13 protein-coding genes and 1 pseudogene are annotated in these 13,513 nt (G+C 71.8%); 8 read left to right on the plus strand and 6 right to left on the minus strand.

Going from position 1 to position 13,513, the window contains the following annotated elements; genetic code table 11:
• Genes ABT324_RS30355 through ABT324_RS30365 form a run of 3 tightly spaced genes read left to right on the plus strand, consistent with a single transcriptional unit; the run spans window position 1 to window position 3,098 of the window.
• Complete coding sequence (locus ABT324_RS30355) at window positions 1-1,266, plus strand: LLM class flavin-dependent oxidoreductase (protein WP_351184437.1); 1,266 nt, start codon at window positions 1-3, stop codon at window positions 1,264-1,266.
• Window positions 1,263-2,225, plus strand: coding sequence for an LLM class flavin-dependent oxidoreductase (locus ABT324_RS30360; protein WP_351184439.1), 963 nt, complete (start codon window positions 1,263-1,265; stop codon window positions 2,223-2,225). The genes ABT324_RS30355 and ABT324_RS30360 overlap by 4 nt, the downstream gene beginning before the upstream one ends.
• Window positions 2,226-2,270: 45 nt before the next feature.
• On the plus strand, window positions 2,271-3,098 hold the full coding sequence (locus ABT324_RS30365; protein WP_351184441.1) for an SDR family NAD(P)-dependent oxidoreductase: 828 nt from the start codon (window positions 2,271-2,273) through the stop codon (window positions 3,096-3,098).
• Between the two features lie 60 nt (window positions 3,099-3,158).
• Here ABT324_RS30365 and ABT324_RS30370 read toward each other — a convergent pair whose 3' ends face one another.
• Entirely contained in the window at window positions 3,159-4,220 is a 1,062-nt protein-coding gene (locus ABT324_RS30370) for a methyltransferase domain-containing protein (protein ID WP_351184443.1), read from the minus strand.
• Between the two features lie 9 nt (window positions 4,221-4,229).
• Entirely contained in the window at window positions 4,230-5,447 is a 1,218-nt protein-coding gene (locus ABT324_RS30375; protein WP_351184445.1) for a cytochrome P450, read from the minus strand.
• Window positions 5,448-5,724: 277 nt separating this feature from the next.
• Between ABT324_RS30375 and ABT324_RS30380 the strand changes: the two genes are divergently transcribed.
• Both ABT324_RS30380 and ABT324_RS30385 read left to right on the plus strand, forming a co-directional pair.
• Window positions 5,725-6,531 carry a phytanoyl-CoA dioxygenase family protein gene (locus ABT324_RS30380; protein WP_351184447.1) on the plus strand — a complete coding sequence of 269 codons (807 nt, stop codon included), beginning with the start codon at window positions 5,725-5,727 and terminating at the stop codon, window positions 6,529-6,531.
• A 29-nt stretch (window positions 6,532-6,560) separates the two neighbouring features.
• Window positions 6,561-7,454 (plus strand): SDR family NAD(P)-dependent oxidoreductase, encoded by an 894-nt coding sequence (locus ABT324_RS30385; protein WP_351184449.1) that lies wholly within the window; start codon window positions 6,561-6,563, stop codon window positions 7,452-7,454.
• Between the two features lie 11 nt (window positions 7,455-7,465).
• Here the strand turns inward: ABT324_RS30385 and ABT324_RS30390 are convergent, their stop codons facing one another.
• Window positions 7,466-8,440 (minus strand): LysR family transcriptional regulator, encoded by a 975-nt coding sequence (locus ABT324_RS30390; protein WP_351184451.1) that lies wholly within the window; start codon window positions 8,438-8,440, stop codon window positions 7,466-7,468.
• A gap of 117 nt (window positions 8,441-8,557) precedes the next feature.
• Entirely contained in the window at window positions 8,558-9,574 is a 1,017-nt protein-coding gene (locus ABT324_RS30395; protein WP_351184453.1) for a ketoacyl-ACP synthase III family protein, read from the minus strand.
• A gap of 365 nt (window positions 9,575-9,939) precedes the next feature.
• Here ABT324_RS30395 and ABT324_RS30400 point away from each other — a divergent pair, with 365 nt between their 5' ends.
• The 3 genes from ABT324_RS30400 (at window position 9,940) to ABT324_RS30410 (ending at window position 12,827) form a co-directional block, all read left to right on the plus strand.
• Complete coding sequence (locus ABT324_RS30400; protein WP_351184455.1) at window positions 9,940-11,064, plus strand: acyl-CoA dehydrogenase family protein; 1,125 nt, start codon at window positions 9,940-9,942, stop codon at window positions 11,062-11,064.
• Window positions 11,061-12,515: an amino acid adenylation domain-containing protein gene (locus ABT324_RS30405; protein WP_351184457.1), complete on the plus strand. Its 1,455-nt coding sequence runs from the start codon at window positions 11,061-11,063 to the stop codon at window positions 12,513-12,515. The genes ABT324_RS30400 and ABT324_RS30405 overlap by 4 nt, the downstream gene beginning before the upstream one ends.
• A 66-nt stretch (window positions 12,516-12,581) precedes the next feature.
• Window positions 12,582-12,827 carry an acyl carrier protein gene (locus tag ABT324_RS30410; protein ID WP_351184459.1) on the plus strand — a complete coding sequence of 82 codons (246 nt, stop codon included), beginning with the start codon at window positions 12,582-12,584 and terminating at the stop codon, window positions 12,825-12,827.
• Window positions 12,828-12,891: 64 nt separating this feature from the next.
• On the opposite strand, the gene ABT324_RS30415 is transcribed toward ABT324_RS30410, so the two are convergent.
• Both ABT324_RS30415 and ABT324_RS30420 read right to left on the minus strand, forming a co-directional pair.
• Window positions 12,892-13,059, minus strand: a complete 168-nt coding sequence (locus ABT324_RS30415; protein WP_351184461.1) for a hypothetical protein — start codon at window positions 13,057-13,059, stop codon at window positions 12,892-12,894.
• A 49-nt stretch (window positions 13,060-13,108) separates the two neighbouring features.
• A pseudogene (locus ABT324_RS30420) lies at window positions 13,109-13,513 on the minus strand (DNA polymerase III subunit alpha); the annotation flags it as partial.

The raw sequence follows: 13,513 nt of genomic DNA on the forward strand, positions 1-13,513 counted from the left end.
ATGGCACAGCCGGGAAGGGTGCTGCGACTCGGCGCGAGCATCGATGGCCCGGGCGGGCACATCGCCGCGTGGCGGCACCCGCTCACCCAAGCCGACGCCCAGCTCGACTTCGGATTCCACCAGCGCAACGCGGTCACCCTCGAACGGGGCGTGTTCGACTGCATCTTCGTCGCCGACGTGGTGGCGCTCTGGGGCACCGACGTCGAGCACCTGAGCCGCACCGCGCGCAACGAGCACTTCGAGCCGCTGGCCCTGCTGTCGGCCTACGCCGCGCTGACCGAGCACATCGGGCTCGCCGCGACCGCCACCACCACCTACAACGAACCCTACGACCTCGCCCGCAAGTTCGCCTCGCTGGACCACCTCAGCGGTGGCCGCGCAGGGTGGAACGTGGTCACCTCGGCCGCGCCCTGGGAGTCGCGCAACTTCGGCTTCCCCGAGCACATGGAGCACGACCTGCGCTACGCGCGGGCCGACGAGTTCCTCTCGGTGGCGAACCGGCTCTGGACCTCCGGCGCGGAGCCCGTCGAGCACACCGGCCAGTTCTTCAGCGTCCGCGGACCGCTCAACGTGGCCCCCTCGCCGCAGGGCAGGCCGGTGATCTTCCAGGCGGGTGCCTCCCCGGTCGGTCGGCAGTTCGCCGCGCGGCACGGGGAAGTGCTGTTCACCCGGCACACGCGGCTGTCCGACGCCCAGGACTTCTACGCCGACCTCAAGGCGCGCGCGGCCGAGCACGGCCGCCCACCGGAGTCGATCCAGATCTGGAGCGGCCTGCAGCCGGTCGTGGCGAGCACCGAGGCCGAGGCGAAGCAGCGGGTGCGGGAGCTCCAGGAGGTGATGCCGGAGATCGTCGCCCTGCGCGCGCTGCAGGACCAGCTCGGCGATGTGGACCTGACCGGCTACCCGCTGGACGGGCCGGTGCCGGACCTCCCGGTCAACAACCGCTCGCAGAGCACCGCCCAGCGCTGGATCGACCTGGCCCACCGGGAGGACCTGACGCTGCGCGAGCTCTCCCTGCGCACCGCGGCGGACATCGTCGCGGGCACCCCCGAGCAGCTCGCCGACCACATGGAGACGATGTTCACCCAGGCTGCGGCGGACGGCTTCCTCATCGACTTCCCCTACCTGCCGGGAGCGCTGGACGACTTCGTCGACCACGTGGTGCCGGAGCTGCGGCGGCGGGGCCTGGTGCGCACCGAGTACGTCGAAGGCACCTTGCGGGACAATCTCGGCCTCACCGAGGCGCTGGTGGGAGGTGTGCGATGACCACGTTGCTGTTCGCGCGGTTGACGGCTCCGTTGGAGGGCGGCGAGACCGGCCGTGCTGCGTTCGCCCGCGCCCGCGACTGGGCGCGCGCCGCGCACAGGGCAGGCATCGACGCCGTGCTGCTGGACGACCGGCAGTGCACCGGGCCGGACGGGGCGAGGGCGTTCGAGGCGGGCACGCTCGCGGCGGCGCTGGCCGTGTCCACCGAGGGGATCGGGCTCGTGCCGACGATCTCGACCGGGCAGCTCGCGCCGTACCACGTCGCGCGGCTGCTGGCGACGATCGACTACCTCAGCGGCGGCCGCGCGGGCTGGGAGGTGCGCGCTCCCGGTGACGAGGCCGAGGCCGCCAACTACCGCGCTGGCGACGTCGGGGGAGCCGACCGGCAGCTCGCCCGAGCCGAGGAGTTCGCCCAGGTGCTGGCCGGGCTGTGGGACAGCTTCCAGGACGACGCGTTCCTCCGCGACCGCGAGTCCGGCATCTACTTCCTTCCGGAGCGGTTGCACGCGCTGAACCACGTGGGCGAGCACTTCGACGTGGCCGGGCCGCTCAACATCGCCCGCCCACCGCAGGGACACCCGGTGCTGGTGAAGCGCATCACGGGCACCGGGACCGCCGAGTTCGCCGGCCGCGTCGCCGACGTGGCGGTCGTGCCCAACGACCAGGCGGAGGAGGTCGCCGAGATCCGGCACGCGGTGACCGCGGCCGCGACCGGCGCCGGGCGCCGACCGGAGGACGTCCGGATCCTGCTGGAGCAGTCGGCGGACACCCCCGTCGAGCAGCTGACCGGGCTCGCCGGGAGCGGGCTCGTCGACGGTTTCACCCTGTCAGCGCCCGACGCCGACGCGCTGGTGGACAGCGCCACCGCGGTGCGCCGCCACCTGCCCGCCGCCTCGGGCGGCACCCTGCGCGCGAGGCTGGGGCTGCCCCGCCCGGTCGGCAAGCAGCCGGTGGCGTGACGACGTGATCCAGCCCCAACCACGACACATGGGAGCCAAGGACAGATGAGTGCGTATCCGAACCTGCGCGGCAAGGTCGCCGTGGTCACCGGCGGTGCCTCCGGAATCGGGAAGGGCACCGCGAAGCAGTTCCTCGCCGAGGGCATGCAGGTGGTCATCGCCGACGTCGAGCGCGACGCGCTGGACAAGACCGCCGAGGAGATCGGCGCGGTCGGCATCCACACCGACGTCAGCGACCTGGGGAGCGTGCAGGCGCTCGCGAGTGCGGTGCTCGACCGCTTCGGCACCGCGCACGTGGTCTTCAACTGCGCGGGCATCAGCCCGATCGCGCGGATCGCCGACATGAAGATCGAGGACTGGCACTGGATGCTCGGCGTCAACCTCTACGGCGTCATCCACGGCGTCCAGACCTTCCTGCCCATCCTCGAGGCCAACGAGGACGGCGGCCACATCGTCAACACCGCGTCGATCTTCGGGATGTACACCGCCTCGCCACTCGGCGCGTACGCGGTGAGCAAGTTCGGCGTGGTGGCCCTCACCGAGACGCTCGCCGCCGAACTGGAGCAGGACGGCTCCAAGGTGGGGGCGACCGTGCTGTGCCCCTCCACCGTGCTGACCAACGTCGGCACCAGCACCCGGAACCGGCCGGAGCGCTACGCGGGCGGCGCGCTCACCGACTTCCAGCTGACCGACGAGGAGTTCCAGGCCCACCGGTGGTTGACCCCGGAGGAGGCGGGCGCGGTGGTGGTCCGGGCCATCAAGGCGGGCGACCTGCACGCCTGCACCCACCAGGAGTCCCGCCCGCTGATCGAGGAGCGCAACCAGCGCATCGCCGAGGCCTTCGAACGGGGGACCCGCCCGGACGGGCAGTGACCTGGGACGCCGAACGGGGGGCGGGTCCGCACCGGACCCGCCCCCCGTTCGCCGTCGTCGTCAGCGGCGCTTGGCGGTGATGAACAGGTAGCCGTTCTCCGGCGTGACCGCCGCCTGGCGCATGAAGTGGGTCAAGGTGTCGACCTCCGCCGCGGAGGCGTGCTCCAGGAACTGGTCGCGGCTCGCGTCCACGGCATCGGCCAGCTTGATCCCGGTGCGCAGCACGTTGTCGCTGATGTCGCGGATCTCGACGTCGACGAAGCCGTGCGCGGCCAGCTGCTCGCGGTACTCCTCGACCGTGCCGAGCGAGTGGATCTTGTAGGTCTCCCGGATGTGGTCCATCACCACCTTGCCCTCAGGGCTGACAGGGCCGCGCTCCACGACGTCGGCGATCGCCAGCCGCCCGCCCGGGCGCAGCACGCGCGCCGTCTCCGCCAGCACCTGACCGCGGTCGGGCATGTGCAGCATCGACTCCAGCGCCCAGGCCGCATCGAAGGACCCGTCCGGGAACGGGATGTCCATCGCGTCGGCGTACCGGAACTCCGCCCGGTCGGCGAGACCGGCCTCGGCCGCCCGCGCCTGCCCCTGCTCGACCTGCAGCTCGCTGATGGTGATGCCGACGACGCGCACGTCCCGGGAACGCACCAGGCGCATCGCCGGGTTGCCGTTGCCGCAGCCGATGTCGAGCACGCGCTGCCCCGGCTGCGGGTCCAGGCCCGAGATCATCAGGTCGGTGAGCCGGTCCGTGGCCACCTCGATCGGGCTGTCGTCGGAGTCGTCCTCCCAGTAGCCGAAGTGCAGGTTCTGCCCCCACAGCGCGTCGATCCGGCCGGCCGTGCTGAACTTGTCGGTGCCGTTGTAGAAACCGGCCACATCGTCGTTCTTGACTGTCATGAGGTTGCCACCGCTTTCATCAGAGGGCTCGTCCGGTCCGCCGGACAGGGAAATGGCAGTGTTGGGGCAGAGTCCGACGACCTCCCGCACGAGTCCGGCGCGCGCGGGGTCGGGTTCCGGCCGCAGCACGGTCACCCGCCCGTCCGCACCCGAGTCGAAGAGGTCGGGAGCCGCGCGCACGCAGTGGCCGGCACCGATGCAGCGGTCCTTGTCCGCGGAGATGCGCAACGGGAACTCCTACCAGGCAACGGGGAACTCGTCGATTCCGAAGATCGCGGCGTCGTACTTGAACTCCAGGTCGTCGACGTCGACGGCCAACCGGAGCGTGGGCACGCGCCGGAACAGCGTCTCGTAGGCCGTCTCCAGCCACGCCCTGGCCAGGTTCTGCCCGAGGCACTGGTGCACGCCGTAGCCGAAGGCGACGTGGTGGCGGGCGTTGCGGTGGATGTCGAACTCACCGGCGCGCTCGAAGGCCCGCTCGTCGTGGTTGGCCGAGGCGCAGAGCGCGAACACCCCGTCGCCGTCGCGGATGACCTGGTCGCCGACCTCGATGTCGCCCTTGGCGATCCGGGTGAACGTCGGCCCGTCCGCGATCGTGTGGTACCGGAGCAGCTCCTCCACCGCGCCCGGCCACAGCGAGGCATCGGAGCGCAGCTCGGCGAGCTGCTGCGGGTGCCGCAGCAGCGTCAGCGTGCCGAGCATGATCATGTTCGCGGTGGTCTCGTGCGCGGCGATCAGCAGCTGCAGGACCATGCCGACGGCGGCCTCGTGGGTGACCTCGCCCGTCGCGATCCGCTCGGTGACCAGCCGCCCGATGAGGTCGTCGCCGGGCTGCTGCTCGGAGCGGGTGATCGCCTCGTCGGTGTAGGCCCGCAGCTCCTCCACCGAGTTGCGCATCTGCTCGGAGTCCATCATCTTGCGGCTGCGGATCCGGTCCTGGAAGAACTCGTGGTCGTCGTAGGAGACGCCGAGCAGCTGGCAGATGCCCAGGGACGGGACGACCAGCGCGAAGGACTCCGCGAGATCGGCCGGGGGACCCTGCGCCAGCATCCGGTCGACCAGACCGTCCATCATGGACTGGATTCCCGGCCGCAGCGCGCGGACCCGCTTGACGCTGAACTCGGGGATCAGCATCCGCCGGTACACGTCGTGCTCGGGCGGGTCCATGTTGAAGAACTCGCCCTCGTGCAGCTCGTACTGCTGCATCCCGGGGTCGTCGGTCAGCAGCGGGAACCCGGGGTAGGTGAGGTCGGTGCTGATCCGGGGATCGGCGAGCACCTGCTGCACCTCGGCGTGCCGGGTGACGACCCAGGCCTGGCGCCCGGTGGGCAGCGTCACGCGGGCGAGCGGACCCTCCTCGCGCAGCTGCGCGTACTCCTCAGGAGGGGAGAACGGACATTGGCGGCGCATCGGGAAATCGCGTTGCGCGGCCTGCTTCTCATCGGGTGTGGTCATGGTGTCGCGTCTTCCTCGACGACCTGTCGCATGGCACCTTCAACACATCTCGGGCGCGGTGACCGCGCGGGGCGGATGCGGGCAGGAGGAGTCCAGCCACCGCGGCGGGCGGCCGGTGTTGGCATGCACGGAGTTTCGCTCATGCCGGACCCGCACCTGAAGTGGACCTTCGTACACCGGAACCGGCGGGATGCACGAAGGTGCAATTTACGACCGGCCGCCGCCGAGTTTAGAAATGGGCGTCCACCGTGGCCCAGGCATGACGGGAGAAACCGACGTGACCGACACGACGCCCCAGACGCGGTCCGACGCGCTCGCGGAGCGATACGTCACCCAGTTCCGGGAAGACGGCTTCACACTCATCCCCAACGTGCTCACCCCGGAGGAAGTCGCGCGGTACCGGGACGGTGCCCGGGCCGCGATCGAGAGCCAGGGGCAGCTGGCCGGTCTGGGCCTGCGCGTCGGCCGCACCGCGGTCCAGATGACCTCCGGCGCGTTCCAGGACGACGAGGTCCTGCGCGACCTCGCGCGCCACCCCAAGCTCGGCGCGATCGCCGAGCAGCTGGCCGGGGTCAAGCTGCGGGTGTGGGGCGGCGAGGCGCTGATCAAGTCGCCGGGCGACGAGCAGCCGACCATGTGGCACGACGACCTCACGCTCGCGCCGCTGGACGGCCGGATCACGCTCAACGCCTGGATCGCGCTGGTCGACGTGCCGGTCGAGCGCGGCTGCATGACCTTCATCCCGGGCTCGCACCGCCGCCCCGACCCCTACCGCGCGTCGCTGTCGGCGGCCCAGGAGAACCCCGACACCTACCTGTTCGACGGGTGGCCGGAGCTCGCCTGGGACCGCCGGGTCACCGTCCCGCTGCGGGCTGGCGACGTCACCTTCCACCAGTGGCGCACCGGGCACACCGCGGGCCCCAACACCTCGGCGGAGTCCCGGGTGGCGTTCATCACCACCTACACCGACGCGGAGTCGACCTACCGGCCGCACCCCGGCCACGAGCAGCCCGGCCTGGAACCGGGCCAGCTGCCGCCCGACGACCGCTACCCGCGGATCGCCCAGTTCGCGGCGGACCGCTGAACCCGGCGGGGGCGGCTGTGCTGCACGCGGTGGTGACCGGTGCGACCAACGGCATCGGCGAGGCGACGGCGCGACGACTGGCCGGTGCGGGGATGTCGGTCACGCTCGTCGGCCGAAGCGCCTCGCGCCTGGCGGCGGCGCGGGAGCGGATCGCCGCCGCCGTGCCGCGGGCCGAGCTCCGCCTGGAGCGGGCCGACCTCGCCGAACTCGACGAGGTGCGCGACCTCGTCGGCAGGCTGCGCGCCGGACCGCCCCCGGACGTGGTGGTCAGCAACGCCGCGGTGGTCGCCCCGCTGGACCGGCGCACCTCCGACGGCCTGCCGCGGATGCTGACCACCAACTACCTGGCGCCCTACCTGCTGCTGCGGGAGCTCGCCGCGGTGGCGGACCGGTCCAGGCTGGTCCTGGTGGCCTCCGACCCGGCACTGCTGGCCCCCGAACCGGTCGACCTGGACGACCTGACCTTCGCCCGGCCGGAGCGGCTGGGCGAACCCGCCGAGCTGCGGCCCTACCACGCCTACCTGCGGATCAAGAACATGAACCTGATGTTCGCCCACGAGTTCGCGCGTCGGCTGGCCAGCAGCGCCACCACCGTCAACGCCTGCCACCCCGGCATGATCGCGGGCACCGGCCTGGGCGGGGAGGCGCCCGGGATCGGCCCGTTCATCATGCAGGCCTACCAGGACGGCACCCTGCCACCACCCAGCCCGCAGCCCAGCGCGGGCCAGGACGAGGAGCTGCCCGGCCCGGACGTCGGAGCGGACATGCCCGTGTGGCTGGCGACCTCGCCCGCGGTGGACGGCGCGACCGGCGGCTTCTACGCCGACCGCTCCCGGGTCGAGCTCGAACCGCACACCACGGACCCGCAGCGGTGCCAGCAGCTGTGGGAGCGCAGCGCCGACCTGGTCGGACTACCGGCCTGACGACCGGGGCTTCAGCCGGGCTGGTCCGGGCGTTCGTCAACTGCCGTTGGCGCGAGGTTGCTCGCTTCGATGTCCGCCGCTGGCAGCCACTGGTGCTCGGGGTCGAACGGCCGCCGGCGCGAGGTGATGTGGTGGATCAGCCGGGGCAGCACCGGGTGCCGGTTGTCCCGCTGCCACAACATGGAGTGCAGGTAGACGGGCGTCGGGTCGACGATGGGGAGGTGAACGATCCCCGGGTGCCACGGGACCCGCAGCAGCTCGCCGCCGAAGGTGAAGCGGTCCGGTGACGCGGCGAGGTAGTCCAGCATGTGGTCGAGGCCGAAGTTCGGCCCCGAGGTGTCGATGGTGAGCCCGAACTCCTGGGCGAGGCAGTCGTAGAAGTCGGCCCACTCGCTGCCGGGTTCGTTGCCCGGCATCCAGGCGGTCGACTCCCGGAGGTCGGTCAACCGCACCTGCCGCCGGTCGGCGAGGGGGTGCGCCCTGCCGACGAGCACGTGCAGGGGACCGAGGTAGGCGGGGGTGTGCTCGATGCTCGGGTCCAGCGCGCCCGCCACCCGGGCGAAGGCGACGTCGATCGAGCCGTTGGTCAGCGCGGTCCGCCCGCTGCGCAGCCCGTGCGAGGTGACGATGTCGATCTCCACGTCGGTGTGGCTGTCGTGGAACGACCTGACCAGCTCGGTGGCGGGGAGCCGGGTGCCGATCACGTCCACCCGCAGCGGGCGGTTGCGGGCCCGGATCGACTCCACGGCCTGGTCGGCCAGCGCCAGGAGCGGCCGGGCGTGCTGGAGGAACGCGGCACCGTCCTCGCTGAGCCTGGCGCCGCCCTGGGCGCGGTGCAGCAAGGTCGTGCCCAGCGCGGTCTCCAGCTTCGCGATCCGCTTGGAGGTCGCCTGCTGGGTGATCCCCAGCAGGTCAGCGGCTTCGCTGAAGTAGTGGGTGTCCGCGACGGCGATGAAAGCCCGGACCGCACCGAGGTCGAGTTCCATCCTGGCCCTCCCGTGACCGCACCGCGTCCAGTTCCTCCGCCTGGGCAACACTACCCACGCGGTGGGGGCGAGGTCGGACACCACCGGCTCGTGCTCGGCCGGGGCAGCGGAGGGCGCCTAGGCCCTGGTGGACTCGAGGACCACGGCGGTGAAGATCCCGCCCACCCCGTAGGCCAGCAGGAGGGCGTACCGCCAGCTCACCCGCTCGACGTTGACGAGATGGTCCAGGCCCGCCAGCGGATCGGCCGGACCGAGGTGGCCCACCCGGCGCGAGAAGTCCCACGGGATCGCGCTGAAGTCGAGCGACAGCGGGTCGAGGAACTCCTGCTTGGTCAGGTCGTGCCCGAGGAACGGGCAGACCACGTGGTCGAGGTCCGACACGGCGACGCCCGCCTGTTCGGCCGCCGCGGCCACCACCTGCTGCACGTCCCGGGTCACCGTCGGCCAGATGCGCTCGGCGTCCACGATCTCGCTGCCGCGCGATCGCAGGTAGACCGGCCCGGCGGGGTTCTCGTGGTCCCGCGTGAACGGCTCCAGGCCGCGGCCCACCGGTTCCAGCTCGGGATCGCTCAGCGAGGAGATGCCGGCGATCCGGGCGAACCCGCCCTGGCGGGACAGCACCGCGGCCGCCGCCCCGTCGCCGAACGGGCAGGTGGAGGAGCGCCAGCGGTCGACCTCGGGTGCGCGCCAGCAGTCGGCCGCGGTGACCAGGGCCAGCTCCGACTCATCCCGGCCCCGCAGGTACGCCGAGGCGAGCTCGAAGGCGACCAGCGAGCTGTCGCACCCGCAGTCGAGGTCGGTGGTGATGCACCGGCCGGTGGGAACCCCGAGCTGCCGGTGCACGTAGGCCGCGCCGTGCCAGAGCCGCCCACCGGGGGAGAGCATCATGGAGTGCAGCGCGAGCGATATCTGCGCCGGGCTGCGCTGCGCGCGCTGGAGCGCGAGCCGCGCGGCCTCGACCGCCAGGTCCGGTGAGTGCTGCTCGGGCGGCGCCACCGTGACCGACAGCTGCTGCGTCTCCGCCGCTTCCCGCCGCGTCCAGGCGCCGGCGGCGAGAGCCTCCTCGACCGGCACAGCGGGTGGGAGGATGCCGGCGATCCCGGCGAGGAACACATCACCCATCGGTCGGGTCACGCTCGCTTTCCTGGTCGAGCGGGCGATGGGGCGGATCGCGCCGCAGCGGGGAATCGTTCTCGGCTCGTGCCTCTCGCGTCGAGCGCACTGCCCGTCACTTTCTATTCAGCTCGTACAGCAGCAGTAAATTGAACCTTCGGACATGTGCGCCAGCGAGTGTCCGAAGGTTCCATTGAGCCCGTCAACGGGCTGGGCAAGACTGCAAGCGCGCCGACATCGGCTGGAGTTCGTTCGCGCCTGGGGAACAGCCGGTCTCGTGCCGGGAGCCACTTGCGGTGGTCATTCCCCGAACCGACGTGCCCGGTACCGATCGAGCTCCACCGGTGCGTCCACACCCTGCCCCACGCCCCGTTGTGAGGATGTCGATGGATTTCGCGCTCACCGCTGCCCAGACCCAGCGATACGAGGAAGTCCTCCGCGGCACGCGGGAGCGGCTGACCGGCGACGGCGAGTTCGCGGACAAGTGGCGGGCAGCCGCCGACCTGGGGCTCACCGGCCTGTGCGTCCCGGTGGAGCACGGCGGCAGCGGCCTCGGCGCGTTCGAGACGGCGATCTGCCTGGAGGCCTTCGGCCGCGGGTGCCCGGACACCGGGTTCGTCTTCGCGGTGTGCGCCCACCTGCTGGCCGGGGCCGTGCCCATCCGGGACTTCGGTTCGCCAGCCCTCCGCCGCGACCTGCTCCCGGGGCTGGCCAGCGGCGAGCTGGTCGCGGCCAACGCCATCACCGAGGACGAGGCGGGCTCGGACACCAGCAAGCTGTCGGTCACCGCCCGCCACGACGGCGGCTCGTACGTGGTCGACGGGGAGAAGTCGTTCGTCAGCAACGGGCCCAACGCGGACCTGCTGCTGACCTACGCCTCGACATCACCCGGTGGCGGGTTCCTCGGGATCTCCGCTCTCGTGGTCTCCACCGAGCTCGGCGGTGTCACCCGCGGTGAGCCGTTCGAGAAGATGGGGTTGGAGGGGTGTCCGGCGGGCCGGGTGAGCTTCACCAGCTGCCACGTGCCGGACAGCCACCTGCTGGGCGCGGAAGGGCAGGGCTCCGCGATCTTCGCGCACGCCATGAACTGGGAACGCGCGTGCCTGTTCGCCGCCTACGTCGGCATGATGGACGACCAGCTGGAACGCTGCGTCGCGCACGCCGGGCAACGGCGCCAGTTCGGCCGCGCCATCGGGGGCTTCCAGGCCGTGTCGCACCAGATCGCCACCATGAAGCAGCGGTTGGAGAGCGCCCGGCTGCTGCTGTACCGCGCCTGCTGGCTGATCGACCAGGCGGGCGACGGCCAGGCCGCGGCCACCGCCCTGGCCAAGGTGGCGGTGTCCGAGGCCGCGGTGGCCAACAGCCTCAGCGCCATCCAGATCTTCGGCGCGGCGGGCTACCTGGTCCCGGGCGGTGTCGAGCGCTACCTGCGGAACTCGGTCCCGACCACGCTGTTCTCCGGCACCACGGAGATCCAGCGGGAGATCATCGCGCGCGAGGTGGGTCTGTGAGCCTGCACGCCCTGCTGATCGACTCGGCGGCGCGCCACCCGGACCGACCAGCGGTCGCCGGACCACCGGGCGGGATGAGCTACGCCGAGCTCGACCAGGTGGCGACCCGGCTGGCGCACCGGCTGTCGACCCTGGGAGCCGGTCGGGGGGACCGGGTGGTGGTCTGGTCCGCCAAGTCGCCCACCACCATCGCCGCGATGCAAGCGGCACTGCGGATCGGAGCCGCGTACGTCCCGGTCGACGGCGCGAGCCCGCCGGGCCGGGTGGCGGCGATCGCGCGGGACTGCGACGCGGCGGTGCTGTGCGCCAATGGCCCGCAGGTCGAGGGCCTGCCCCCGGCAACGGCGTGGCTCGACCTGTCCGCACCGCTGGCCGGAACCGCCGAGGCACCGGAGGTGGTGAGCGCCGACCCCGACGACCTGGCCTACATCCTCTACACGTCCGGTTCGACGGGAACGCCGAAGGGCGTCAGCATCAGCCACGGCAACGCCCGGGCATTCGTGGACTGGGCGGCGCGGGTGCTGCGGGCCCAGCACACCGACCGCTTAGCCAACCACGCCCCGCTGACCTTCGACCTCTCGGTGCTCGACCTCTACGTCGCGTTCGCCGCCGGCGCCTCGGTGCACCTCGTCCCCGCCGAGCTCGGGTACGCGCCGGTGCAGCTCACCGAGTTCCTGCACAGCCGCGGGATCACCGTCTGGTACTCGGTCCCCTCGGTGCTCAGCATGATGATGCGCGACGGCGGTTTGCTGGACCGACCAGCGCCACCGGCGTTGCGCGCCGTGCTCTTCGCGGGCGAACCGTTCCCCATCGGGCAGGTCCGGAAGCTGCGCGGGTGGACCGGCGCCCGCCTGCTCAACCTCTACGGGCCGACGGAGACCAACGTGTGCACCGCCCACGAAGTGGCGGACGCGGACCTGCGGCGCGACCGGCCGGTGCCGATCGGCAAGGCCACCTGCGGGGACGAGGTCTGGGCGGAGCAGCCCGACGGCGCGGTGGCGGGACCCGGCGAGGAGGGGGAGCTGGTCGTCGCGGGCCCGACGGTGATGCTGGGTTACTGGGGACGGGAGCCGCAGCACGGCCCCTACCGGACCGGCGACGTGGTGCGGGTGCTCGACGACGGGTCCTTCGACTACGTCGGACGCCTGGACCACCAGGTGAAGGTACGCGGCAACCGCATCGAGCTCGGCGAGGTGGAGGCGGCGATAGCCCAGCACCCCGCCGTGGCGGAGGCCGCCGCGGTGGTGCGCGGAGCGGGGATGGACGCCCGGCTGGAGGCGTTCGTGGTCGCGAACCCGGGGCAGCAGCTCGGGGTGCTGGAGGTCAAGCGGCACCTGGCGGGCAAGCTGCCGCGCTACATGATCCCCGACGGGGTGCACCTCGTGCCGTCCCTGCCCAGGACGAGCAACGGCAAGACCGATCGTGGCGCGCTGCTGCGCGGGATGAGCTGAGGTCGGGGCGGACGGCCGTCGCCGGACCCCCGTTCACGGGAATGATCTGCACTGGGAGGAGAACACATGAAGCGGACCGACGTGTCCGAACGGCTGCTGAGCTTCATCCGGGAGCGGTTCCTGCAAGACGACCCGGCGAGTCGCTTGGACGCCGGAACACCCTTGCTCGACTGGGGGATCGTCAACTCGATGAACATCGCGGAGCTGCTCGCCTTCATCCACCGCGAGTTCGACCACGAGGTCCCGCCGGACGCGGTCGTCGCCCGGAACTTCCGGACGGTCAACGACATCGCCACCATGATCACCGGCTAGCCGCCCGGCGTGACGTCGGGGCGCCCGCGCCCGAGCTGGTCCGGCCGGAAGCGGTCGGACCAGCTCAGGCGCGGCTGTCTGCCCGGGCGTCCCGGGCAACCACCGCTCGCGGGACGGTCGTGATCCACCACGCCTTGCTGCCGCCGTGCTGGGCGGCGTAGCGCTCCGCCGCCGCCCGGCTGCCGAACCGCAGCTCCTGCGCCCGCGTGGTGTGCACGATCTTGACTGCCAACGGAATGCTCCTCCTGAAGCGCACTGGTGACGAGGGGCGGGGACGCGGATCAGGCGAGGACGCGCGTCCCTCGCAGGCTCTTGAGCTCCCCGAACAACGCCGGGCTCGGGTCGATGGGGTACTGGTCGACCGCGAGCTTGGTCTGCTTCGCACCGTGGCGGACCACGACGCGCAGCGGGGTGCTGCCCCGGTGCGCCCGCAGCGTGGACCGGAGCTCGTGGATGTAGTCGACGTCGACGTAGCGGGCTTCCACTTCCAGGGTCACGGGGTTGACGCCCGCGTCGGTTTCCGCTGCCGAGATGTCCACCGGCACGGCGTCGGAGGCGAACACGCTGATGCTCCCTTCCCGTTCGTTGACTCGGCCCTTGACCGCCAAGGCGGTGTCTTCGACCAGGCAGTCGGCGAACATCTCGTAGGACTTGGGGAAGAACAGGACTTCGACGCTGGCGTCGAG

This window comes from Saccharopolyspora sp. NPDC000359, assembly GCF_040300525.1.
Classification (GTDB): Bacteria; Actinomycetota; Actinomycetes; order Mycobacteriales; family Pseudonocardiaceae; genus Saccharopolyspora.

Coding starts and splice junctions, on each gene's coding strand:
- ABT324_RS30365 (WP_351184441.1), top strand. CDS start 2,271: ATGAGTGCGTATCCGAACCTGCGCGGCAAGGTCGCCGTGGTCACCGGC.
- ABT324_RS30400 (WP_351184455.1), top strand. CDS start 9,940: ATGGATTTCGCGCTCACCGCTGCCCAGACCCAGCGATACGAGGAAGTC.
- ABT324_RS30390 (WP_351184451.1), bottom strand. CDS start 8,440: ATGGAACTCGACCTCGGTGCGGTCCGGGCTTTCATCGCCGTCGCGGAC.
- ABT324_RS30410 (WP_351184459.1), top strand. CDS start 12,582: ATGAAGCGGACCGACGTGTCCGAACGGCTGCTGAGCTTCATCCGGGAG.
- ABT324_RS30375 (WP_351184445.1), bottom strand. CDS start 5,447: ATGACCACACCCGATGAGAAGCAGGCCGCGCAACGCGATTTCCCGATG.
- ABT324_RS30355 (WP_351184437.1), top strand. CDS start 1: ATGGCACAGCCGGGAAGGGTGCTGCGACTCGGCGCGAGCATCGATGGC.
- ABT324_RS30360 (WP_351184439.1), top strand. CDS start 1,263: ATGACCACGTTGCTGTTCGCGCGGTTGACGGCTCCGTTGGAGGGCGGC.